At 57.5% G+C, this 24,630-nt stretch carries 20 protein-coding genes; 11 read left to right on the plus strand and 9 right to left on the minus strand.

Annotation, left to right across the window (positions count from 1 at the left end):
* Positions 1-7: 7 nt before the first annotated feature.
* Genes kdpC through kdpF form a run of 4 tightly spaced genes read right to left on the minus strand, consistent with a single transcriptional unit; the run spans position 8 to position 4,480 of the window.
* Entirely contained in the window at positions 8-553 is a 546-nt protein-coding gene (gene kdpC / locus EIY71_RS07770; RefSeq protein ID WP_134021228.1) for a potassium-transporting ATPase subunit KdpC, read from the minus strand.
* 57 nt (positions 554-610) lie between these two features.
* Entirely contained in the window at positions 611-2,677 is a 2,067-nt protein-coding gene (gene kdpB, locus EIY71_RS07775) for a potassium-transporting ATPase subunit KdpB (protein WP_134021231.1), read from the minus strand.
* Between the two features lie 10 nt (positions 2,678-2,687).
* A complete protein-coding gene (kdpA, locus tag EIY71_RS07780) occupies positions 2,688-4,382 on the minus strand; it encodes a potassium-transporting ATPase subunit KdpA (RefSeq protein ID WP_039770510.1) in 1,695 nt (564 codons plus the stop codon).
* A gap of 8 nt (positions 4,383-4,390) precedes the next feature.
* Positions 4,391-4,480 (minus strand): K(+)-transporting ATPase subunit F, encoded by a 90-nt coding sequence (kdpF, locus tag EIY71_RS07785; RefSeq protein ID WP_007950940.1) that lies wholly within the window; start codon positions 4,478-4,480, stop codon positions 4,391-4,393.
* Between the two features lie 417 nt (positions 4,481-4,897).
* Between kdpF and eat the strand changes: the two genes are divergently transcribed.
* A complete protein-coding gene (gene eat, locus EIY71_RS07790; RefSeq protein ID WP_064598376.1) occupies positions 4,898-6,262 on the plus strand; it encodes an ethanolamine permease in 1,365 nt (454 codons plus the stop codon).
* A 119-nt stretch (positions 6,263-6,381) separates the two neighbouring features.
* Entirely contained in the window at positions 6,382-6,549 is a 168-nt protein-coding gene (locus tag EIY71_RS07795) for a DUF2897 family protein (protein ID WP_007950938.1), read from the plus strand.
* A gap of 45 nt (positions 6,550-6,594) precedes the next feature.
* On the opposite strand, the gene EIY71_RS07800 is transcribed toward EIY71_RS07795, so the two are convergent.
* The gene (locus EIY71_RS07800; protein WP_134021234.1) at positions 6,595-7,446 is read right to left on the minus strand and encodes a DUF1989 domain-containing protein; all 852 of its coding nucleotides are present in this window, start codon (positions 7,444-7,446) and stop codon (positions 6,595-6,597) included.
* 175 nt (positions 7,447-7,621) lie between these two features.
* On the opposite strand from EIY71_RS07800, the gene EIY71_RS07805 reads away from it, so the two are divergent.
* Positions 7,622-8,179: a TetR/AcrR family transcriptional regulator gene (locus EIY71_RS07805; RefSeq protein WP_134021238.1), complete on the plus strand. Its 558-nt coding sequence runs from the start codon at positions 7,622-7,624 to the stop codon at positions 8,177-8,179.
* On the opposite strand, the gene fabF is transcribed toward EIY71_RS07805, so the two are convergent.
* From fabF to EIY71_RS07825, 4 genes are all read right to left on the minus strand, one after another.
* Positions 8,176-9,450 (minus strand): beta-ketoacyl-ACP synthase II, encoded by a 1,275-nt coding sequence (gene fabF / locus EIY71_RS07810; protein ID WP_134021241.1) that lies wholly within the window; start codon positions 9,448-9,450, stop codon positions 8,176-8,178. The genes EIY71_RS07805 and fabF overlap by 4 nt on opposite strands.
* Before the next feature lie 32 nt (positions 9,451-9,482).
* Complete coding sequence (locus EIY71_RS07815) at positions 9,483-10,277, minus strand: SDR family oxidoreductase (RefSeq protein ID WP_134021244.1); 795 nt, start codon at positions 10,275-10,277, stop codon at positions 9,483-9,485.
* 217 nt (positions 10,278-10,494) lie between these two features.
* The gene (locus EIY71_RS07820; protein ID WP_134021247.1) at positions 10,495-10,830 is read right to left on the minus strand and encodes a helix-hairpin-helix domain-containing protein; all 336 of its coding nucleotides are present in this window, start codon (positions 10,828-10,830) and stop codon (positions 10,495-10,497) included.
* A 113-nt stretch (positions 10,831-10,943) separates the two neighbouring features.
* Entirely contained in the window at positions 10,944-12,938 is a 1,995-nt protein-coding gene (locus EIY71_RS07825; protein WP_134021347.1) for a nucleoside-diphosphate sugar epimerase/dehydratase, read from the minus strand.
* A gap of 1,078 nt (positions 12,939-14,016) precedes the next feature.
* On the opposite strand from EIY71_RS07825, the gene wecB reads away from it, so the two are divergent.
* The 8 genes from wecB to EIY71_RS07865 all read left to right on the plus strand — a co-directional run bounded on the left by wecB (position 14,017) and on the right by EIY71_RS07865 (position 24,629).
* The gene (gene wecB, locus EIY71_RS07830; RefSeq protein WP_134021250.1) at positions 14,017-15,144 is read left to right on the plus strand and encodes a non-hydrolyzing UDP-N-acetylglucosamine 2-epimerase; all 1,128 of its coding nucleotides are present in this window, start codon (positions 14,017-14,019) and stop codon (positions 15,142-15,144) included.
* 9 nt (positions 15,145-15,153) lie between these two features.
* Positions 15,154-16,419 carry a UDP-N-acetyl-D-mannosamine dehydrogenase gene (wecC, locus tag EIY71_RS07835; RefSeq protein WP_085744996.1) on the plus strand — a complete coding sequence of 422 codons (1,266 nt, stop codon included), beginning with the start codon at positions 15,154-15,156 and terminating at the stop codon, positions 16,417-16,419.
* A gap of 133 nt (positions 16,420-16,552) precedes the next feature.
* Positions 16,553-17,797, plus strand: a complete 1,245-nt coding sequence (locus EIY71_RS07840) for a hypothetical protein (protein ID WP_085744997.1) — start codon at positions 16,553-16,555, stop codon at positions 17,795-17,797.
* A 2-nt stretch (positions 17,798-17,799) separates the two neighbouring features.
* Positions 17,800-18,279, plus strand: coding sequence for a serine O-acetyltransferase (locus tag EIY71_RS07845; protein ID WP_085744998.1), 480 nt, complete (start codon positions 17,800-17,802; stop codon positions 18,277-18,279).
* A gap of 2 nt (positions 18,280-18,281) precedes the next feature.
* On the plus strand, positions 18,282-19,904 hold the full coding sequence (locus EIY71_RS07850; RefSeq protein WP_134021253.1) for an O-antigen ligase: 1,623 nt from the start codon (positions 18,282-18,284) through the stop codon (positions 19,902-19,904).
* On the plus strand, positions 19,904-21,742 hold the full coding sequence (gene asnB, locus EIY71_RS07855; protein ID WP_129972547.1) for an asparagine synthase (glutamine-hydrolyzing): 1,839 nt from the start codon (positions 19,904-19,906) through the stop codon (positions 21,740-21,742). The genes EIY71_RS07850 and asnB overlap by 1 nt, the downstream gene beginning before the upstream one ends.
* Before the next feature lie 51 nt (positions 21,743-21,793).
* Positions 21,794-23,443 (plus strand): heparinase II/III family protein, encoded by a 1,650-nt coding sequence (locus EIY71_RS07860; protein ID WP_134021256.1) that lies wholly within the window; start codon positions 21,794-21,796, stop codon positions 23,441-23,443.
* A 7-nt stretch (positions 23,444-23,450) separates the two neighbouring features.
* Entirely contained in the window at positions 23,451-24,629 is a 1,179-nt protein-coding gene (locus EIY71_RS07865) for a glycosyltransferase family 4 protein (RefSeq protein ID WP_085745002.1), read from the plus strand.
* The last annotated feature ends 1 nt before the right edge of the window (position 24,630 follow it).

Here is a 24,630-nt window from a genome sequence, read left to right on the forward strand (position 1 = left end):
TCGCGATTCACAGCTTTTCCAGCGCCATGTTCAGCGCCAGCACATTCACCACCGGCGGGCCCACCAGAGGCTGTTCGATGTGCGCGTCGAGCAACTGCTGCAAGGTCGCCACCGGCAGATTGCGCGCTGCCGCAACACGCGCCAGTTGATAGGCAATCGCCGCCGGTGGCAAGTGCGGATCGAGGCCACTGCCGGAGGTGGTCACCAGCGCCAGCGGCACCGGACCCTGACCGGGCACCTGCAGCTTGTTGGCGTCGTCGATCACCCGAGTGGCCAGCGCCGGATTGCTTGGCGACAGGTTGCTCGCGCTGCTCGACACGGTGGCAAAGGCACCGGCTGATGGACGCGGATGGAACCAGGCATCGCCGACAAAATCCTGGGCGATCAGCGACGAGCCGCGCACCTTGCCTTCTGCGTCGCGCACCAGGCTGCCGTTGGCCTGCTCGGGGAAGGCAACTTGCGCGACGCCCGTGACTACCAGCGGATAGGCAACGCCGGTCACCAGGGTCATCAGCACCAGCAGGCTCAGGGCCGGACGTAACATTGTGGACATTTCAAAATCCTCGAATTCGTGCTTTAAGCGGTGTGCCCGGCACACCGCTGTTCAGGTTCAAACCAGATGCAACGCCGTCAACAGCATGTCGATCGCCTTGATCCCCACGAACGGCACCAGAATCCCGCCCAGGCCATAGATCAGCAGATTGCGACGCAGCAGCGCCGCCGCGCTCGCTGCCTGCACCCGCACGCCGCGCAGGGCCAGCGGGATCAGCACCACGATGATCAGGGCGTTGAAAACGATGGCCGACAGGATCGCGCTCTGCGGGCTGCTCAACTGCATGATGTTCAGCACGCCGAGCTGCGGGTAGATCGCGGCAAACAGCGCCGGCAGGATCGCGAAGTACTTGGCCACGTCGTTGGCGATGGAAAAAGTCGTCAGCGCGCCGCGAGTCACCAGCAATTCCTTGCCGATCTGCACCACGTCCAGCAACTTGGTCGGGTCGCTGTCGAGGTCGACCATGTTGGCCGCCTCACGCGCGGCTTGTGTGCCGTCGTTCATCGCCATGCCGACGTCAGCCTGGGCCAGCGCCGGGGCGTCGTTGGCGCCGTCACCACACATCGCGACCAGACGACCGTCGTTCTGCTCGTGACGGATGCGCGCCAGTTTCTTCTCCGGTGTGGCTTCGGCCAGTACGTCGTCGACGCCCGCTTCAGCGGCAATCGCGGCAGCGGTCAGCGGGTTGTCGCCAGTCACCATCACCGTGCGAATCCCCAGTTTGCGCAGCTCGGCGAAACGCTCGCGGATGCCTGGCTTGACCACGTCTTTCAGATGAATCGCACCGAGCAATTTGCCGTCGGCACAAACCAGCAACGGGGTGCCGCCGCTCTGGGCGATCTTGTCGATTTCCCGGGACAGCGCCGGGGCCAGATCCTTGCGTTGCTGACCAAGGAACGCCAGCAGCGAATCCACCGCGCCCTTGCGGAACACACGGCCCTGGTAGTCCACACCGGACAAGCGGGTTTCCGCACTGAACGGCACGGCAGTCAGGGTTTCCGGCGAAGGTTCCGGCTGCGGATTGGAGCCGCGCAGGTACTCGACGATGGACTTGCCTTCAGCGGTTTCGTCAGCCAGCGAGGCGAACAGCGCGCCTTCGGCCAGTTCACGGGCGTTCACACCCGGCGCGGCATATACCGCGCTGCAACGACGGTTACCGAAAGTGATGGTGCCGGTCTTGTCCAGCAGCAACACGTGCACGTCACCCGCCGCTTCCACCGCGCGACCGGACTTGGCGATCACGTTCAGGCGCACCAGACGATCCATCCCGGCGATACCGATCGCCGACAGCAGACCGCCGATGGTGGTCGGAATCAGCGTGACCAATAACGCCACCAGGAACACCAGCGGCAGGCTGCCGTTGGCGAAGTGGGCGAACGGCTGCAGGGTCACGACCACCAGCAGGAAGATCAGGGTCAGGCCGATCAGCAGGATGTCCAGCGCCACTTCGTTCGGGGTCTTCTGGCGTTTGGCACCTTCGACCAGCGCGATCATCCGGTCGAGGGTCGATTCACCGGGGTTGGCGGTGATCTTCACCAACAACCAGTCGGACACCAGCCGGGTGTTGCCAGTGACGGCGGAGCGGTCGCCGCCGGACTCGCGGATCACCGGAGCAGACTCACCAGTGATCGCCGCTTCGTTGACCGCCGCGATGCCTTCGATGACCTCGCCGTCACCGGGGATCATTTCCCCGGCTTCGACGCGCACCACATCGCCCTTGCGCAGACTGGTGGCCGGTACGACCTGGAAGCTGCCGTTGGCCAGTTTGCGTCGGGCGCTGAGGCCCTCGCTGCCGGCCTTGAGGCTGTCGGCGCGGGCCTTGCCGCGACCTTCGGCCAGCGCTTCGGCGAAGTTGGCGAACAGCACGGTGAACCACAGCCACAGGGCAATTTGCGCGGCAACGAAGGTCGGCACGCTGCTGTCGGGAATGAAGCACAGCACGGTGGTCAGGATCGCCGTCAGTTCGACCACCAGCATCACCGGCGAGCGTTGCAACTGGCGCGGGTCGAGCTTGACGAACGCTTGCACCAGCGCCGGACGCCACAGGGCGCTGATCGCGGTTTTCGGAGCTTCAGCCGACTTGGCAGCTGTCGCTGGTTTTGAAGCTGGAACATGCATATTCATGATGGATTCCTTAGAAGCCCATGCTCAGGTGTTCGGCAATCGGGCCGAGCGCCAGGGTCGGCAAGAAGGTCAGGCCGCCCACCAGCAAAATGGTCACGGTCAGCAGGGTCACGAACAGCGGGCCGTGGGTCGGAAAGCTGTTCTGGCCGATCGGTGCGGTTTTCTTCATCGCCAGGCTGCCGGCCAAAGCCAGTACCGGAAGGATGTAGCCGAAGCGACCGATCAACATGCCCAGGCCGAGCATCAGGTTGTGGAACGCGGTGTTGGCGCCGAAGCCGCCGAACGCCGAACCGTTGTTGGCACTGGCCGAGGTGTAGGCGTAGAGCAACTGGCTGAAACCGTGCGGGCCGGGGTTGCTCACCGCCGCCACCGGGCCGGGCAGGCTCGCGGCAATCGCGCCGAGCACCAGCACGCCGACCGGCATCACCAGCAGGGTGACGACCAGCAGTTGCACTTCACGGGCCTGGAGTTTCTTGCCGAGGTATTCCGGGGTGCGGCCGATCATCAGGCCGGCGAGGAACACCGCGATCAGCACGTTCAGCAACATGCCGTAGAGCCCCGCGCCGACGCCGCCGAAGATCACTTCGCCGACCATCATGTTGACCAGCGCGACCATGCCGCTGAGCGGGTTGAGGCTGTCATGCATGCCGTTGACCGAACCGTTCGACGCCGCGGTGGTGGTCACCGACCAGAGCACGGTGGCGGTGGTGCCGAAGCGCGCTTCCTTGCCTTCCAGCGGCGCGGTCTGCTCGACGGCGACATTGTTCAAGGCAGGGTTAGGTTGATACTCGGCCCACAGCGAAGTGGCGCCGCCGATGATGAACAGCGCGAGCATGCAGCCGATGATGGCGCGGCTCTGGCGCAGGTCCTTCACGTAGTGGCCGAAGGTGAAAACCAGCGCCACCGGGATCAGGATGATCGAGGCGACTTCGAACAGGTTGCTCCAGGCGGTCGGGTTCTCGAACGGATGCGCCGAGTTGACACCGAAGAAACCGCCGCCGTTGGTGCCCAGTTGCTTGATCGCAATCTGGCTGGCGGCCGGGCCGAGCGGGATCACCTGATCAACGCCCTGCATCGTCACTGCATTCACATATTGGGCGAAGGTTTGCGGCACGCCCTGCCACACCAGGTACAGCGCCAGCAGCAGGCACAGCGGCAGCAGGCCGTAGAGGGTGGCGCGGGTCATGTCGACCCAGAAGTTACCGAGAGTCTTGGTGGACTTGCGCCCGATGCCACGGCACAACGCGACCAGCACGGCGAGGCCAGTGGCGGCGCTGACGAAGTTCTGCACGGTGAGCCCGACCATCTGGCTCAGGTAGCTGAGCGACGCTTCGCCGCTGTAGGCCTGCCAGTTGGTGTTGGTCATGAAGCTGACGGCGGTGTTGAACGCGAGGGTCCACTCCTGGCCCGGCAGGTTTTGCGGGTTCAGTGGCAGGTGATCCTGGAACAGCAGGATCGCGAACAGCAGCAGGAAACCGGCGAGGTTGAACGCCAGCAGCGCCAGCGTGTACTTCTGCCAGCTCTGTTCATCCTGCGGGTTGACGCCGGCAATGCGGTAACAGCCGCGCTCGACCGGGCCGAGAATCGGCGTCAGCCAGGTGCGCTGACCTTCCATCACCTTGTAGTAGAAGCGCCCGAGGAACGGCGCCGGCAGCAAGACCACCGCGAAGAATGCGAGGATCAGCCAATAGTCATAACTGTGCATAGCCGCTCCTAAGTCCGGTCCGCGCGCAACAGCGCAACCAACAGATAAATGAACAGCCCCACTGCCAATAGCAGTGACACCCCGTCCAGAACGCTCATGGAAGATCTCCGTGTTACGGCGTATTGCCGCGTGTGGAGGCATTGTCGGAAAGGAGGCTGTAAAGGAACGAGAGCGAGGGTGCGCGCGGGGCATAAAGAAAGCGTAAAGAGTGGGTTTACGCGGGCGTTACAGGTGAGTTTTGCGTCGTGTGGACGGGCCTCTTCGCGAGCAGGCTCGCTCCCACAATTTGAAATGCGCGCGTCCAGGCACCGCTGACACCTGTGGGAGCGGGCTTGCCCGCGAAGACGGCAGCACAGACAACATCGCACCCAACTGGCGCACAATTTTGTCGGCATTGCGCCGCGAACATCCCCGATACGACAGCTTTCAGCCCATTACGACCCGCCAATACAAAATGGCACGCCCACTGCACACGCCCTTCCCCGAGCTTTCCAAACCGTTCAGGGAGCAAACGCATGAACACACAACTCAAACCCACGCTGGGCACGTTGCACCTGTGGGGCATTGCGGTGGGGCTGGTGATTTCCGGGGAATATTTCGGCTGGAGTTATGGCTGGGGCGTCGCGGGAACACTGGGCTTTCTGGTGACCTCGTTCATGGTCGCGACCATGTACACCTGTTTCATCTTCAGCTTCACCGAACTGACCACGGCGATCCCCCACGCGGGCGGGCCGTTTGCCTACAGTCGCCGGGCTTTCGGTGAAAAAGGCGGATTGATCGCCGGACTGGCGACGCTGATCGAATTCGTCTTCGCCCCGCCGGCGATTGCCTTGGCGATTGGCGCGTACCTGAACGTGCAGTTTCCGGCCCTCGACCCGAAACACGCGGCGGTCGGCGCGTACATCGTGTTCATGGGTCTGAACATTCTCGGTGTGAAACTGGCCGCGACTTTCGAGTTGATCGTCTGCGTCCTGGCCGTCGCCGAGTTGCTGGTGTTCATGGGCGTGGTCGCCCCGGCCTTCAGCTTCAGCAACTTCGCGCTCAATGGCTGGGCCGGCTCGGACATCTTCGGTGCACCGGCGATTGCCGGGATGTTCGCGGCGATTCCGTTCGCAATCTGGTTCTTCCTCGCCATTGAAGGCGCGGCCATGGCCGCCGAAGAAGCCAAGGACCCGAAACGCACAATTCCCAAGGCCTACATCAGCGGCATTCTGACATTGGTGCTGCTGGCGATGGGCGTGATGTTCTTTGCCGGCGGTGTCGGCGACTGGCGCACCCTGTCGAACATCAACGATCCGTTGCCGCAGGCGATGAAAGCAGTGGTCGGCGACAATTCCGGCTGGCTGCACATGCTGGTCTGGATCGGTCTGTTCGGGCTGGTGGCGAGTTTCCACGGGATCATTCTTGGCTACTCGCGGCAGTTCTTCGCCCTCGCCCGCGCCGGTTACCTGCCCGCCTCGCTGGCGAAACTGTCGCGCTTTCAGACCCCGCACCGCGCCATCATCGCCGGCGGCGTGATCGGCATCGCGGCGATCTACAGCGACGGCCTGATCAACCTCGGCGGCATGACCCTCACCGCCGCGATGATCACCATGGCGGTGTTCGGGGCGATCGTGATGTACATCATGAGCATGCTCAGCCTGTTCAAACTGCGTAAGTCCGAACCGAACCTGGAGCGCACCTTCCGCGCGCCATGCTATCCGCTGATTCCGCTGATTGCATTGGTGCTGGCCGTGGTGTGCCTGGTGGCGATGGCCTGGTTCAATGCGTTGATCGGGCTGATCTTCCTCGGCTTCATGGCAGTCGGTTTCGGCTACTTCCTGTTGACCGGCCAATTGCGCGCCAACGCCCCGGCAGACGCCATGCTCACCGGACTGTAAACCGCGACGGGCATAACCGGCCTAGAATGGAACCACTGCGAATGCACTTCGCTCAAAGTGGTATGCAGCGTTGCACGGCGAAACCCTCGCCCGTCGACCTGCCTTTAAGGAGAGCCGTTATGCCCTGGTATGCCTGGTTGATTCTGGTCGTTGCAATCGGCTCGATCGTCGGCGGTCTGATGATGTTGCGTGACACCGCCAACAAGGTCGAACTGACCGATGAACAACGCAAGCGCGTCGCTGAACGCAATGCCGAAGCGGACATCAAGGACGCGCAGGACCGCTGAACGAAAAACCCCGCCAGAATCGGCGGGGTTTGTTTTTTGTGGCGATTATTTTTCCCACTCGGCCTTCGCGATGTGCAAGCCATGCAGGCCTTTGTACGCCGCGCGTTCCGGCTGGCTCCAGCCTTCAAGCAACGCATCGTCCAGACGATAGATTTCCACCCCGAGCGGGCGGCACACGGTCAGCGGATCCTGCGCGTCCGGCCCCCACATCGCCAAAGACAAGTCACCACCCGGACAGGTCGACAACGCGCACAGCAAGTCGATTTCGGCGAAGAACTCCAGGTAATCGCCCTTCTGCGCCGGGCAGGCCTTCATGAAATACAGGTCATCGTGATTCAGGCCGGTGCACTGGAAGATGTTCAGCACGTCATGCACATCGAACTCGGTCAGGCCATGGGGCAACACGGCGCGGGTCAGGTTGGAATGGCAGTGATGGTGGAAATCCTCGCCAGTGAGCATTTTGTTCACATAGGGATCGCAGCGCGTGCCGAGCAAATCGTGCAAGCGCCCTCCGTGCTCGTCGATGCCGTAGCCGGCCAGGCTGTCATCGGTGATGGTCACCAGCGGACGCAGAAAAGGCAGGTTCGACCACAACCGGTCATGAGTGCTGACATGCGCGCCCTGCAGTTGCCGGGTGCGCGCCGCCCACATCCGCTCGCGCGGATCGTGTGCGTTCCACACATTGAAATCGCCCACCTGGGGCCCGACCGGTGTGGTGACGCGAAACACATGCCCCGCCGGCACGTGCCAGGCGCGGCCGGTGCGGATCGGCACCTCGAATTGCTCGATCAGCGTGCGCCCGTCCTTGCGGTCGCGAATCCGTTCGTAGAAAGGTGTATCGACCTGCAACGCCGAGCCTTTGCTGACCTGATAGGCGGCCGGGTAGTCTTTGTACATGATTCTCCTGCTCCTCAAGCGATGGCAACTTTGCAAGCTGCAACCACTATCCGTGCCAACCGTTGGCGGCTGTTACGAACATATCGGAGTCACCGACAGTTTTTTTAGAAGTAGAAGTACAGTCACCATTCAATTTGCATTGGTTAAGATGGCGGTCTTGTTGCGGAGAGTTTAAATGCGTTACTCGCAGGATCATAAAGCCCAGACCCATCAGCGCATCATCAAGGAAGCGTCCGAGCGGTTTCGCAAGGACGGTATTGGTGCAACCGGTCTGCAACCATTGATGAAGGCGCTGGGCCTGACCCATGGCGGCTTTTATTCGCATTTCAAATCGAAGGACGAGTTGGTTGAAAAAGCCCTGCAAGCGGCTGGCGATCAGGTTGCGGGCTTGTGCGAGGAGCTGTTCGCCCAGGAAAAACCACTGGAAGCCTTCATCGAGACGTACCTCTCCGAATGGCACCTGACCTCACCTCATGAAGGTTGCCCGCTATTGACCATTTCGTCGGAACTTGGACTGCGTGGCCAGCCGAGCCCGACCAGCGATGAAGTGCTCAAGGCGCGCCTGGACCAGGTCGAAGGCGCCCTTGAAGGCGAGAACGCCGCCGAGCGCAGCATCGTCATCATGGCGACGTTGGCCGGGGCGCTCCTGCTGTCACGCAGTGTCGCGAATCCTGAATTTGCGCAGCAGATCCTTGATGTCACCCGCGAACACCTCAAACGCTCGGAAGACTAAGCCTGCCAGCGCTTGAATAGCACACTGGCATTTACCCCGCCGAAGCCGAACCCGTTGGACAACGCATACTCGATCGGCATCGACCGCGCCTGACTGTGGACGATGTCCACGCCTTCGCTTGCCGGATCGGGATTTTCCAGGTTGAGAGTCGGCGGAACGATCTGATCGCGGATCGCCAACAGCGTGAAGATCGCCTCCAGACCTCCCGCCGCACCGAGCAGATGCCCCGTCGCGGATTTGGTCGAGGTCACGGCGATGGAGTTTTGCGTGCCAAACACCGACTTGATCGCCGCCAGTTCACCGAGGTCGCCCACCGGCGTCGAAGTCGCATGGGCGTTCAGATGCTGCACCTGATCCGGCGTGATGCCGGCCTGGGCCAGCGCCAGTTGCATCGCTCGCCGTGCACCGCTGCCGTCCTCCGGCCCGGCGGTCAGGTGATAGGCATCGGCGCTGGTGCCATAGCCGACCAGTTCGACCAACGGCTGTGCGCCGCGCGCCAGTGCGTGCTCCAGCGACTCGATCACCAGCAGCCCGGCCCCCTCGCCCATCACGAAACCATCCCTGCCGCTGTCGAACGGGCGTGAAGCGCGTTCAGGCGTGTCGTTGTAGCCGCTTGACAAGGCCCGCGCCGCCGCAAATCCGGCAAGACTCACGCGATCGATACAGGCTTCCGCACCGCCGCACACTGCAATGTCGGCCTCACCGGCACGAATCAGCCGCGCCGCGTCACCAATCGCCTGCACGCCGGCGGCACACGCGGTGACCGGTGCACCAAGCGGCCCCTTGAGACCGTGCTGGATCGAAACATGCCCCGCCGCCAGGTTGACCAGAAACGAGGGAATGGTGAACGGCGACAAGCGTCGCGGGCCTCGGCTGTCAGTGGTGCGCACCGCATCGGCGATCGCGCCGAAGCCGCCGACACCGGAGCCGATGATGGTGGCCGTGCGCTCCTGAGCGTGGGGCTCGGTCGGGTGCCAGCCGGCCTGTTCAAGCGCCTGCCGGGCAGCCTCCATCGCGAACAGAATGAAACGGTCCATTTTCTTCTGCTCTTTGGGCGGCGTGGCGCGATCCGGATCGAAACCTGCTTCGGCGTCCTCCTCCATCGTCGGCACCACGCCGCCGACCCGGGTCGGCAGATCGGCAATCACCGCTTCCGGCAGGTTCCGCAATCCCGAACGCCCGGCCAGCAAGCGCTGCCAGACGACTTCGACGCCGCTTCCCAAGGGCGATACCAGGCCCATACCCGTGACAACTACTCGACGCTGATCCATATCGGGTTGACCTCTCGTGACTCAAAAGACCTTTACTTGTAACGGCTGGCCGCTGAACTGTGGGACAGATTGGGCGCCATCACATGACGGGCGGCAACGAAGGCTTGCCACTCGCCCGCATCGGGCAACGAAGGAATCGTGACGAGCTCGCCCTGATCCAGACCGGACAGCGCAGCATCGACCATCTCGCCCGCCTCCATGACCATTTCCGCCGGAATGCCGCTGGCATCGAATCCGGAGCGTTCCCAGATTTCGGTGCGGGTCACACCGGGCAATACCGCTTGCACCTTGACCCCGGTGCCTTCCAGTTCCGCATTAAGCGTTTGGGTGAGGCTCATCACATAAGCCTTGCTGGCACTGTAGGTGGCATTGAAACGCTCAGGAAACAGGGCAACCACCGACGCAATGTTGATGATCGTGCCGCGCCCGGCGCGGGTGAACGCCGAGGCGGCTGCGGCTGCCAGCCGGGTCAGGGTCGTCACGTTCAACTGAATCAGTTTTTCCAGCTCGTCCGGGTCGGCGTTCGCCAGCAATCCGTTGACCGCTACCCCCGCATTGTTGACCAGCAGACTAATGCTGGAGTCGCTGCGCAGGCGCTGCTCGAGCTTGAGCACTTCATCCTTTTGCGTCAGATCGGCCTTCAGGACTTCGACCTGAACGCCATGGGCGTCTCGCAGTTTGCTGGCCGCGGACTCCAGGCGCTCCTGATCGCGAGCCACCAGCAACAGATCAAAACCACGTGCCGCCAACCGCTCGGCATACACCGCACCAATGCCGGAAGAAGCGCCAGTGACCAGCGCCGTACCTTGGGATTTCGGGGAATTCATGACGATACTCCTGGAATGCGTGAGGAATGAGCGACCGCTGAAAAGCAGATGGCTTCAGTGGCTACTGAAATTATTATAGGCATAATCTGAAACCAATATGATAGCCGTAATTTTCTATTTTCCGACGGAAAGGCTGTCGCCCTCTTGGGACGCTTGAAGGAAGCGGGAAGCAAAAAGGGCCGGTCAATGACCGGCCCCTTGGCGTTGAACAATCAGCTTAGTTCACTTCCAGCTTGTCGCGATTGCGATCCAGGATCGCCTTGCCGATCCCCTTCACTTCCAGCAATTCATCCACGGACGCGAACGGCCCGTTTGTTTCACGATAAGCAACAATCGCTTTCGCCTTGGCCTCGCCCACGCCTGCCAGTTCCTTCTGCAGAGTGGCCGCATCGGCGTTGTTGAGATCGACTTTCAGGTTTTGCGACGTAGCATTGACGTCGATGACCGGCGGTGTTCCATCCACGTTCGGAGTTACTGCTGGCGCAGCAATTACGGCGATCGAGGTGCTGGTGAGAAGGGCAAATACCAGGGAGTAGAAAAAGCCGGTACGCATAGGTGACGCTCCATGAGATCAAGTTGGGAAAGCAGCTTTTCCGTAGCTGCTCTCCAAACCTAGGTCATCCCGGGCGCCTGTCAAAAATGCGTTCGTTACCAGATGTGAAACAATCAGGGTTCCAGACGGCGCTGCTGATAAATCCAATCGACGATTTCACCATCCGGAGAATAGCCACTGACCGTCTCACGCAGGAGCTGACGGACTCGCGAGTAGTCGTCCCGCTCGATCGCAACCAGCAACTGATTCAGTTTTTCCTTGAGCAGATCCCAGTCCAGATAGTCTTCGTTGGCAGTCATGATCATTGGATGAGAGGTCGCTGACACGTTGTCGCCGATCAGCAATTCTTCGTAGAGCTTTTCTCCCGGACGCAGGCCGGAAAACTCGATATCGATATCACCGTGCGGGTTTCTTTCCGAACGCACGCTGAGACCAGACAGGTGAATCATCTTCTCCGCCAGCTCAACGATCTTCACCGGCTCTCCCATGTCAAGGACGAAGACATCCCCCCCTTGCCCCATCGAACCCGCCTGGATGACCAATTGGGCAGCTTCAGGGATTGTCATGAAGTAGCGTGTGATCTTCGGGTGCGTAACGGTGAGCGGCCCACCCGACTTGATCTGCTTGTGAAAAAGCGGGATCACCGAACCGGAGGAGCCCAGTACGTTACCGAATCTCACCATGGTGAAACGGGTCTTGTTGACTTGAGACACGCACGCCTCATCACCGAACAGCACCGGGGCTTTCTCACGACTGAGTGCCTGCAGCGTCAGTTCCGCAAGGCGCTTGGTGCTCCCCATCACGTTGGTTGGGCGTACGGCCTTGTCTGTAGAGATGAGCACGAAATTGGCAACACCCGCCTGCAAGGCAGCCTGCGCGGTGTTCAGGGTGCCAATGGCGTTGTTCAACACGCCCTCGGCGATGTTGTGTTCGACCATCGGTACATGTTTGTAGGCTGCGGCATGGTAAACCGTATCGACATGCCAGGTTTTCATCACGTCGAGCAGCTTGTTTTCATCCCGGACGGAACCGAGGATCGGAAGCAGTTTCACAGACAGGGATTCGCGAGAGATCCTCTGCTCCAGCTCGGAAAGAATACTGTAGAGATTGAACTCGCTGTGTTCGAACAACAAAAGAGTGGTCGGCTGCAACTCAAGAATCTGACGGCACAGTTCAGAGCCGATTGATCCACCGGCGCCCGTTACCATGACGACCTGGCGAGTGATGCAGTGCTCCAGCAGATCATCCTGGGCGGGCACGGTATCGCGCCCCAGCAGATCCGCGATATCCACCTCCTGGATATCATCGACCTTGACGCGTCCGCTGGCCAAATCCATGAATCCCGGAACACTGCGAACGTGCAGGGGAAACTTTTCAAGATAACTGAGAATCTCACGACGCCGGCCGCGGTTGGCGGAAGGGATCGCCAACAGAATTTCCTGAGCGCCAGTCGTATCGATCATTTGCTGAATATGCTTGGGCTTGAAAACCTGCAAGCCTGCAATCACACGGCTGGCAATACTGCCATCGTCATCGATGAACGCTACCGGACGCATCGCACGCCCCATGCGCAAGGCAGCGACCAACTGGTTGCCTGCTGCGCCGGCGCCATAGACAGCGACCCGTGGCAAGCCATCGTCGATATTGGCAAATGGAACGTGTTGAGCCGCGACAAACCAGTCGCCGGAAAAATACTGTCGCATCGCAACGCGCAGGCCGCCGATCATCACAAGACTGAGCCACCAGTAATTGAAAATGATGGATCTGGGCACGATGGTTTGATGATTGCTGTACCAGTAGACCACTACGCCGAGAATAAGCGAGGAAAGCGTCACCGCTTTAACGATAGCGATCAGTGCGTCGTTACCGACATAACGCATGACCGCGCGATACATGCCGAATCGAATGAAGAGGGGAATAGCCACTACGGGGGCGCTGAAAAACAACCAGAGGTGCTGTTGAATGGGACTGTTGAGTTCGTCTATTCCCAGACGTACGACAAACGCCATCCACAGAGAAAGCCAGACCAGAAAAACATCGGCAATTACCTGCAAGACCCGCTTGCGTCGGCGAGGAAGGGCTAACAAAACTGCTCTGATATTATCCATAAACGTATCAAACACCCCTTCAAGCTCCTGAAACCGAGAAAAACTATTGCCCATAGACTCAAAATTGAAACGCTCAGATACACAATGCTTCGACCCCGAAGCTTTTGTCCTTCGCTCCTTGTATGGGTCTTTGTGTCGGCGTCATAATACCTAGGTTCTGGCAAAAATCCCTTTAAAACCCTCTGTCTGGATAAAAATGGCCTGCCGCTGATTGCCGACAGTCATGGCAGAAAATCAAAAACCGCCAGTATTCGGCCAATGCATTGCATTGACTGCCAGAGGTACCGATCGTCAGGTCGGCATCAGCCGCATGTCACTTCAAGGACGAGAGTGATCGATACAACGTACCGAAACCGATACATTCGACGTCCCTTCATGGCTTCAGACCTCTTGAAGCCTGATGGACAGCAAAAACGAGAGACCGCGATCCGCAACGCCACAACCTTGGAAAGCGTCGCGCAAAGAAGGCTATAATCGGCGTCGCATTTACATGCGGCACGTTCGATACCGACTAACAGCGGCTTCCAGACGCGCTGATTCATTTCAATTCCCAAGACATGCACGGTTAACACAAACTGAGCGGTTGCCCCTGATGACAAAGATGTCTCTCGACAATGTCGATTACGCCAAAGGAATTACACAGGCTCCCTGCGAGCGACTATTCATGGGAAAAACGCGCTCGCGCGCTCATGAGGGCAAACTGCGCATGCTCTCGGGTCTCCTCCTGGACAAGCGTCCCGACGGTCGATCGACCACGCTGCTCAAGGCATGACTCTGCCCTGCGTGCAATAGCGGCTTCCTGGGTAACGATAAGATACGTCAGACAGTGCAAGATGCCGGAAACGAATCAATCCCGACCAGAAAGCCCATTACCCCTTGAGCGCAACATGTACAGAACATCAATAAACCCGATGAACCTATATAAGACCTGCGGGCTTCAGCATGCCGGTTGAATTACGCGTCATTAGGCTAAACCAAGGAAGAACGGCTCAGTGAGTTATCCAATCGTCCCTCTGCGGACAAGTGGTACGGCATGTACACGCGGTAAATTTCATTTATTTTCAATAGCGGTGTTGTGATGACTTTGAAAACGTTATGTGTGTTCGGCACGCGCCCTGAAGCGATCAAAATGGCTCCCCTGGCGCTGAGCCTTGCTGCCGACGAACGCTTCGAAGCCAAAGTGTGCGTGACCGGTCAGCATCGCCAGATGCTCGACCAGGTACTGGATCTGTTCGAGATCAAGCCCGACTTTGATCTGAACATCATGAAGCCGGGCCAGGATCTGACCGACGTCACCACGGCAATCCTGCAAGGCATGAAAAAGGTCTTTACCGAATACAAGCCGGATATCGTTCTGGTACATGGCGATACGGCAACCACGTTTGCAACGACACTGGCGGCCTACTACCAGCAGATCCCGGTTGCTCATGTCGAGGCGGGGTTGCGTACCGGCAATCTCTATTCGCCTTGGCCGGAAGAGGCTAACCGCAAACTTACCGGCGCACTGGCAGCGGTCCACTTCGCTCCTACCGAGACCTCCAGACAAAACCTGCTCAAGGAAGGCGTAGCGGAAGCTTCGATTCACGTGACCGGGAACACGGTCATCGACGCCCTGCTGGACGTTGTTTCACGCGTCAGCAACACAGCCTCTCTGCAACAGGCTTTCCACGAGCAGTTTTCGTTCATCGGTGAAGGCAAGCGAGTAATCCTCGTCACCGGCCACCGCCGTGAAAGCTTCGGCGACGGCTTCGAGAACATCTGCAAGGCACTGGCCACTACCGCGAAAGCCTTTCCGGACGTCGAGATTGTCTACCCTGTGCATCTGAATCCGAATGTACGGGAGCCTGTGAATCGTCTTCTGGCAGGCATCGGAAACATCCACCTGATCGAGCCTCTGGAATACTTGCCGTTTGTCTGGCTGATGAATCGCTCTTACCTGATCCTCAGCGACTCGGGCGGCATTCAAGAGGAAGCCCCCTCGCTCGGCAAGCCGGTCCTGGTGATGCGTGATACAACGGAGCGCCCGGAAGCTGTTGAGGCAGGTACCGTAAAACTTGTCGGTACTGCCGTAGACGCAATTACAAGCAACTTGAGCCGCCTGCTGACTGACTCTGATGCCTACGAGCAGATGAGCTACGCTCACAATCCCTACGGTGATGGGAAGGCTTGTGCTCGCATTCTCGAAACTCTTTCCAAAATCCAATAAGGCCAACGTATGAGCTTTGAAACTGTTTCTGTGGTCGGTCTCGGCTACATTGGACTGCCAACGGCAGCCGTTTTCGCCGCCCGCAAGAAAAAGGTGATTGGCGTCGATGTAAACCCCCGCGCTGTCGAAACGATCAATCGCGGTGAAATCCATATCGTCGAACCAGACCTGGATATCGTCGTCCACGCAGCCGTGACCGAAGGTTTCCTGCGGGCCACCACCGTCGCCGAACCGGCAGATGCGTTCATGATCGCCGTTCCTACGCCTTTCAAAGGCGACTATGAGCCCGATCTTGCCTACATCGAATCCGCCAGCAAATCCATCGCTCCGGTTCTGAAGAAAGGCGATCTGGTCATTCTCGAGTCCACTTCTCCAGTGGGTGCGACCGAACAGATGTCCGCGTGGCTGGCAGAGGCCCGCCCGGACCTGACCTTCCCGCAAACCCATGGCGAAGAGTCCGACATTCGTATCGCACACTGCCCCGAGCGCGTTCTGCCGGGTCACGTACTGCGTGAACTGATCGAGAACGATCGCATCATTGGCGGCATGACATCGAAATGCTCCGCAGCTGCCGTGCAACTGTACAAAACTTTCGTTGAAGGCGAGTGCATCATCACGGACGCCCGCACCGCCGAAATGTGCAAACTGACCGAAAACAGCTTCCGTGACGTGAATATTGCATTTGCGAACGAGCTTTCGATCATATGCGACAAGCTGGGTATCAGCGTCTGGGAATTGATCCGTCTGGCCAATCACCACCCACGAGTGAACATTCTGCAACCCGGCCCGGGTGTCGGTGGCCACTGCATCGCCGTGGACCCATGGTTCATTGTCAGCAAGACTCCGGAGCAGGCGCGCCTGATCCGCACAGCTCGTGAAGTGAACGACAGCAAGCCGCAATGGGTGATCGACCAGGTCCAGCAAGCCATCGGCAAGCACCTGCAGGCAAACCCGGACAAGACGGCCAAGGACGTTACAGTCGCCTGCTTCGGATTGGCCTTCAAACCGGATATCGACGACCTGCGTGAAAGCCCGTCCAAGGCAATCACTTTGAAAATTGCCGATGCTCATCCGGGCAAGGTACTGGCCGTCGAACCCAATATCGATCAATTGCCTGCCAACATGGAAGGCAAAGTCACTCTCTGCGATATCGACAGCGCACTGGCTCAAGCAGATGTGATTGTTCTGCTTGTCGACCACAAGCAATTCAAGTCGATCCCGCAAAGCAGCCTGGCGCGTGCAGAGCGAGTCGATACGCGCGGTATCTGGAACTGACCACTTATCGAAACTGAGCGCAGGACCAGGTGTCTCCATGAGTCACCGGGTCCTGCGCACTTCGTTGCTTCGATGAAAACTCCGATGATCATGTGCTCGAATTAGTCATGATGAGATTGAAGAAGGTTGAGACATGGTCAATCTGCTGATTCAGGCGCTGACACTGATTAGTGGCCTGGTAGTAAACTTTGTTATTCCTGGTTTATATGGACTTGAAGCCTATGGCGAGTTCATCAAAGCCAACGTGCTGGTTTTTTTATTTCAGAAACTGCTGGACATCATCAACGAACAACTTCTTGCAAGCGTTGAACCTGAACACATCCTTGTCACTTCCTTATTTATGGCAAGCCTGATCTTCCTGCTCTTCAGCGGACTAAGTCAGTTGACGGATCTGGGCAATCCCTTGCTGCTCAGCGTCATGCTGCTTAGTTCAGCCTGCCTGCTGTCACTTTTCGGACTGCGACTCTACCGCTGGATCGTCGGGTATCTGATTCTGTTTCTGGGGGTTTTCTTCGCCGCCCTGTTTGTCAGCCATCAGAACATCTGGCCGCTGAGCATCGTGGACATCCTGTGCCTGACCAACCTGATCCCTTGTCTGCTGGCACTGGTTGCGCTGTTTACTCACGGAGCAAAACTACCGCTTGGCAAGCAGCTGGGCTCAACGCTCTGGCAGGTCATTACCCTTCTGCCGCGCATGATCTCCATCACGCTGTTCTTCAACCTGTTCACCAACATACTACCTTACATACTCTCGAAGATCCTGCCGGTTCGTGAGCTGGGACTGTTTCGCGTGATTGTGTCGATCATTCAATCCGCAACCAGTCTTTTCCCCATCAACGTCAGGGCAGTATTTGTTTCGTTCATATCCGGAGGGCAGCGCCAGGAGCAATACCGGATCATCATGTCGATCGCCGTGATGTACTTCGCGCTCGTGGGGTTGTTCGGTTATTTCGTATCGTGGCTCTTTCCCAAATATTCGGGCTATCTGGCCCTGCTCCCCTGCTTGCCGGTTCTCTACTGGGCGGTGGTGACGGAGCGATATCTCATTGCCTCGGGATTTCACCGCAGGGTCATCGCGATAAACGTATCACTGGGTTGTATCGCTGTGGTCTGCATGGTCTTTTTCGTGCAGGGACTTGAGGCCGCAAAAGTATTCTATGCACTGGGGTTCTCCGCTTACCTGCTGACACTGCACCTGTTCTGTCGCCCCGGCATCCAGCTTCCGGTGATTTTCTGGGTGGCAATACTTTCCCCCCTTTCTATAGTCATGGCCAACGTCAGCCTGATCTGGGGCATTTTCTATATGTGCTCCCTGTTGATCATCGCAACCTGGACTCTCCGTCTGCGCCTGGCAGATTTCCGTAAATTGAGGTTTTGAGAATGAACGCAGTCACGCTTTATCGTATTGGACACTGGTTCTATCAACGAAAGATCCCGGTTATTCCGATGCTCATTCGAAATTTCATTTTCCTGATCTTCAATTCGTATGTCCCCGTTTCGGCAAGCATTGGCAAAGGCTCGATCTTCGCTTATGGCGCCATCGGCGTTGTGCTTCACGCAAACGCCAGGATCGGTAGCGGCTGCGTGCTGGGCCAGGGCATCACGATCGGTGCGGCGGAAGGCTTTGCATCCAGCGAAATAAACAAGTGCCCCGTGATTGGCGACAACTGCTATATCAGTGCAGGCGCAAGAATAATCGGCGACATCAAGATCGGGAACAACTGCCAGATTGGCGCGTCCGCCGTCGTACTGAAGGACGTACCAGACAACTCCGTGGTTGTTGGAATTCCCGCTCGAATTGTTGGCCAGACATCTGCTGATTTCAAAGCAATTCGTCCGCGGAAGATGGCCGGAGAATAATGATGAAAGAATCATATTTTAATAAAAACAGTTGCGCGATTGCTGCCGGCGCGGGCACTGCCATTCTTCTTTCACAAGATCCTGGCGCTGCGTTCTACATCGGTACCGCCGGCGTTCTTCTCCTTATTCTCATGGCACTGAAATCGCCTTGGCACGGTTTGCTGGCGCTCTTTCCAATGGCATTTGCCATGCGTCCGGCGCCACCCTCACTGGGCCTGCAGGAGCTATCATTTGCAGCATTGCTGGCCACCGTTTTTGCAGGCAGCCTGCTGCAGCTCCTGCGCACGTACACGTTAAAAGATGCACTGAAGGTATTCGCAGCTCCCCTGCTGGTCGGTCTCCTTATATTGGGCACCAACCTGGCAGTTGCCATGCACAATCACGTTCCCCTCGCCGACTGGGTGAGGGGCGTCATTCCCTTCCTGTTCATCTACGCATTGATCCCTGTCTGCATATTGGTCAGTCAGGATCAAACGCGTATTCGCTGGGTAGGCGGCTCAGTAGCGACGCTGGTCTTTCTGACCGCCGGATATATCGTTTTTTACTACTTCTACCAAGGCATCTGGAGACCCTACTGGATCGACCCTGCAGACGCTCAGGCCATCAAGCTTACAAAAGAAGCCGCCTTGCACAATGCCAATGCTATCGGCCCCATGCGCGACCGTATAACCATGGTTCTGGCGCAAGCGACCGACAGTCTGCTGCCCGTGGGAATGGCGGCCGGATTTGTCACTTGCATCCTGTCGCGGCAAAAGCAGATCACCGCTGTCGGTGCCTTGATGTCTCTGCTTTGCATGACCGCCGTACTGATCACTTTCACCCGCAGCATGCTGTTGAGCGCACTGCTGGTGATGATGCTGTTTTCCGCCTTCGTTTTTGTGTTTCACGCCCAACTGCGAAAAAAATTGATGGTGAGCGCCACCGCTCTGGGCATCTGCGCGCTGCTGTTCATTTTCGCTACAGGCATGCAGCAGATATGGCTCGGCAGGATGAGCCTGCTGATCGAGTCTGGCATAGAGACAATCGTTAACTGGAAGCCAAGTGAAGAATCAAAAGCCGGCGACGATGGCATGTTGCAACCCATCGCTCCAACAAAGGAAAATGCCGACTTCAACGTCTCTTCGCGCGTTGTAGAGTATGGCATTGCATGGGACATGTTTAAGTCGCACCCGGTAGCGGGTAACGGACTGGGCATCAAACACGAAATGCGCTGGGAAACATCCAGCGGGGAATCGTTTACCCAATGGGTCGCTTATATTCACAACTGGCCGCTCTATACCTTGATGGTCGGTGGCCTGCTGGGAATCATTACTTATGCGCTGGTCCTGCTGGGCCCGATTGTCCTTCGAGTGACCTCGCTCAGAGTCGAGCCAGCCCACTGGACGATACTGCGATCCGTGGTATTGACCATGGCCATCTACGGTTTGTTTTTCGCCGTTTTCCGCCTGATCACCTTCAACTTGCTGCTCGCTACAGCCTGGGGCCTGATTCTCACCCAAGCGCTCTCGCGAGCGCCGAAAGTTCAAAATGACAGGAAGAGTGTTGATACAGGCGAGGCTTCACCCTCACCGTCGTCGCCTGTGCAAAACACCGCCAATCAAGAAAATATGGAGCTCAAGGCATAATGTGCGGTTTAAGTTTCTTTTGTGTTAAGCAGTCCGCGTCCGACACCAACCTCCAGTTGGAAGCGAGTCTTGCCGTCACAAAACATCGTGGACCGGATGCCTCTGGAACATACTTCACTACCGTTGCGGACTTCCAGGTAGGACTCGGTCACAACCGACTGAGCATTCTGGATCTGACAGCCGCCGGCAGCCAGCCCATGCATGCTGGGAATGGCATCAGCATCATTTTCAACGGCGAAGTCTTCAACCATCACGAGTTGAGGGACGACCTCGTCAAGAAGGGTTATACCTTCAACGGCACGTCCGATACCGAAGTCATCCTGAAGCTGTATGTCGAATACAAGGAACAGGCATTCAAGCAACTGCAAGGAATGTTTTCGCTGGTCATTCTTGACGAGAATGCCAGGAAGTTCTTTCTGGTCAGAGATGTCGTGGGCATCAAGCCGGTTTATTACTATTCAAGCGCCAATGGTTTTTATGCCTGCTCGGAAATACGCGGTCTGAAAAGCTATCCAGAGGTTGTTGCTGAAATCGATAACGATGACGTGTTCGAGTTCTTCAACAATGGGTTCATCTACGAGCCCAACACCGGTTACAAGGCAATCAAGAAAGTACAGCCGGGAACCTATATCGAATTTGACCTGACCACCGGCGCCCGTACAATCGTACGCTACCAGGACATCATCAACTTCAATACTCAACGGTCCATTGCCGACACCATCGAGTCTGCGGTCACCCGTCAATTGGAAGCTGATGTTCCGGTAGGGGTGTTCTTCAGCGGCGGCGCCGACTCCAGCATTCTTGCGAACTACACAGGAGCTGCGGACCTGTTTTTCGCGAAATACGAAGAAACCGAAGACTCCGCGGTGGACATGAAGTTTTCTGCCGACATCGCCAAGCACTTGGGCAAAGAACTTAAAGTTACCGAAATTCTCGACGCGAACGACAATCCGTTTGAATCCATCGACTTCGTCGCCAAAAATACTGAAGAGCTAGTGTCGGATTATACGTTCTGGGCCACCTATCGACTGTCCGACGAGGCCAGGAAGAGCGGATATACCGTAATGCTCAGCGGAATGGGTGGCGACGAAGCGTTTGCCGGATACCCCCGATACAAGGTCCTCAAGCACCACAATCTGATCCGCGCTGTCTACCCGCTGCTCAAGTCGTTGCTGAAGCTCAATCTTTTCCCGAAAAAACTCGACAAGAAGTTCGAGCGACTCGTCTCGTACGCCCAGGAAAGTTATTGGCCGCTGGCGTATTCGCGGATGCTCGGCTATTTCTCAAAACAGGAACTCAGCAATTTCTTCTCCAACTACTCGACACTGGAAAACACGTACAAACAGCGCCTGGACAATGTGCTGAGCCAGTACAAAGGCGATGTGGACGATAAAGTGAAATGCGCACAGCATTTCGACATGACCGGGTTCCTGAGTCACAACCTGGGCGTTTCCGACAAGGCAAGCATGCTGGCAAGCATCGAACTCAGAGTGCCGTTGCTGGATGAGCGCGTCGTTGCCAACGGGTTCGCAACCTCCAGTGCCGATCTGTTGAAAGACGGCGCGCCTAAAGCACCGCTCAAGACGCTCTTGAAAAGCCTGCTCCCCTCCACGCTGGTCAACCGTCCGAAAACCGGGTTCAACCCTCCTCTGGACGGGATCATTCTGCGCCTGGGTGCGGAACGCCTGGCATCTGAATTCCAGCGAATCTATCAATTCCTCAATCGCGAGGAAGTTGAGCGGCTGATAAAGAGTCACTTTTCCGGTGCCGCCAATAACACCTACAAACTCTGGCAACTTCTGTATTTTGAACGCTGGCTCAAATTCAACTTCGCTTGAGTAGCTCGAAAATACATTACAACGAATCAACCATTTGAATCAGTGACTCATATGCGCAACGCACGGATAGCCCGGCTCACAAAGCTCTACCACACTGCCAAAGTGCTGCGACCGGAGCAGATTCTCTATCGAATCTACTATCGTTTTGCCAAGATCAAACCGTATGCCGCAACACCGGCGAGCAAGAACCCGTCCTTTGATCTGGCCAATCCACCTCGCTGGAATTCATCGCGCATAACCGAAGACGGGCAGTTCGACTTCATGGGCAGCAAGGCGGCCATCGAATGGCACAACGAGTCGCTGCCAAAGATCTGGCAATACAATCTGCATTATCTGGATCACCTGACCGCCCGCCAGGAACATGATTCATCCCTGTCGGAAACGGATCTGGTCAACAGCTGGATCACGGCCAACCCGCCGTTCGCCGGCTGTGGCTGGGAACCTTATACGCTGTCCCTCAGGATCGTTAACCTGGTCAAGTGGTTGCAAATGCAGCCGCATCTGGATCAGCGCTGGCTGGAAAGCCTGGCAGTGCAGACACACGCACTGTCACAACGGATTGAATATCACATCCTCGCAAATCACTTGTTCGTGAATGGCAAGGCGCTGGTTTTCGCGGGCAGCTTTCTGCAGACCGGGGAGGCCGAGAACTGGCTGAAAACCGGACTGAAGATTCTGGACAGAGAGGTGAAGGAGCAATTCCTGACAGATGGGGCGCATTTCGAACTGTCGCCCATGTACCACGCCTCGTTGCTTTGGGACATGTGCGACCTGCTCAATCTGGCACTCAATGCCAAAATCGACGCACTGAAAAGCCGTGCACCCGAGTGGCGCCGAGTGATCGAGCAAGGAATCATCTGGCTGCGCAGCATGCAGCATCCTGATGGCGAAATCCCCTTCTTCAATGATTGCGCCTTCGGCATTGCTCCTGCCCTGCGCGACATCGAAGGTTATGCCGCCTTGCTGGGTTGCCAGCCACCGGCAGACGCAGCGGACACTTCTTCGATCGGTGCCATTTGCCATGCCGAAAGCGGGTTTGCGCACATAGCGTTCGGTGAGGGCAGCAAAGCACTCTTGAACTTTGCACAAGTCGCTCCCGTTTATCAGCCCGGCCATACTCACGCAGATACGTTGAGCTTCGAGTTGAGCGTATTCGGGCAGCGAGTATTCGTTAACTCCGGCACATCGCAATACGGCGAGGACAGCGAGCGTCATCGTCAACGCAGTACCGCCGCTCATAACACCGTAGAGATCGATGGCGAAAACTCCTCGGAGGTCTGGGCCGGCTTCAGGGTCGCCCGCCGCGCCCGCGTCAGCCTGAGCACCTTCGAGAGCACCGGTGAATCCGTTCGCATCGTTTGCTCACATGACGGCTACCAGCGCCTGAAGGGCAAGAACCTTCACACGCGGGAGTGGAACGCCACCAGGAACACGCTACAGATCAACGATTCGGTAACGGGCGCCTTTGACAAGTCGATCGCAAGATTCCACCTCCACCCCGAGGCGTCAGTGACTCAGAATGACAACGGCCTGACAATCACCCTGGCTTCTGGAGAGACAGTCTCTGTCTCCATCTCGGGCGCGGCATGCATCAGCATTGCGAACACAACCTGGCACCCGGAGTTCGGCAAGTCCGTGGCGAACCAATGCATCGTTGTCGAACTATCATCAGACACACTTATTACCCGCGTAACGTGGTGAGGCTTATTTGAAACTTTTAGTCCTGAGTTTTTATTATCAGCCGGATCTGTCCGCCGGCTCATTCCGCACCACGGCACTGGTAAAGGCATTGCTGGATAAATTGCCGGCTGATGCCCATATCGAACTGATCACGACACTGCCCAATCGCTACAGCTCATTCAGCAGCGAAGCGCCCGAGCTTGAAGAACATCCGCGCCTGACCATACGCCGTATCGCCCTGCCCGCTCACAAAAGCGGGATGGTCGATCAGGCAAAAGCGTTTCTGGTCTACGCCAGACATGTGCGCAACTTCGCTCGCGGCAAGCACTACGACCTTGTTTATGCAACGTCTTCACGCCTGATGACCGCAACACTTGGAGCCGTCATTGCCCGCAGCAAGAAAACACCACTGTACCTCGACATCCGTGACATTTTCGTGGACACCATCAAGGACGTTCTATCCGGGAAGATGGTGCGGTTCATCAAACCGATCCTCTCGTTGCTCGAACGCTTCACGATAAAGTCGGCGCGCAAAGTCAACCTGGTCTCAGCAGGCTTTCTTCCTTACTTCAAATCCAGATACCCGGACCAGAAGTATTCGCTGTTTACCAACGGTATCGATGACGAATTCCTCAACCTGCCGATTGTGAACACCGAAGACAACCAGGACCGCATTCTGGATGTGGTGTACGCAGGAAACTTCGGGGAAGGTCAGGGCCTTCACAACATCATCCCTCAACTGGCAAAACGCCTTGAAGGAAAGGTGCGATTCAAGGTAATCGGTGATGGCGGCCGACTGGCTGCATTGAAAGACGCCATCAATGCGTCCAAGTGCAACAATGTCGACCTGCTGAGCCCGGTCAAACGCGACGAACTGATCGGCGTCTACCAATCAGCGGACATATTGTTTCTGCACCTGAATGACTACGATGCATTTCGTAAAGTATTGCCGTCCAAGCTGTTCGAATATGCTGCCCTGGGAAAACCGATCTGGGCGGGCATTGCAGGCTACGCGGCAGAGTTTGTGACCGAGCACATCGAAAATGCATCGGTATTTGCACCTTGTGATGTCGATGCGGCGGTCGAATCCTTCGAAAGACTGACGATCTCCACGACCCCACGCGCGGCCTTTATCGATCGGTTCTCCAGAGCGAATATCATGCGCGACATGGCTGTAGATGTAATCTCCACATCGGAAGTTTCCTGAT

The organism is Pseudomonas sp. CH235, assembly GCF_004368175.1.
In the GTDB taxonomy this organism is placed as follows: Bacteria; Pseudomonadota; Gammaproteobacteria; order Pseudomonadales; family Pseudomonadaceae; genus Aquipseudomonas; species Aquipseudomonas paraglycinae.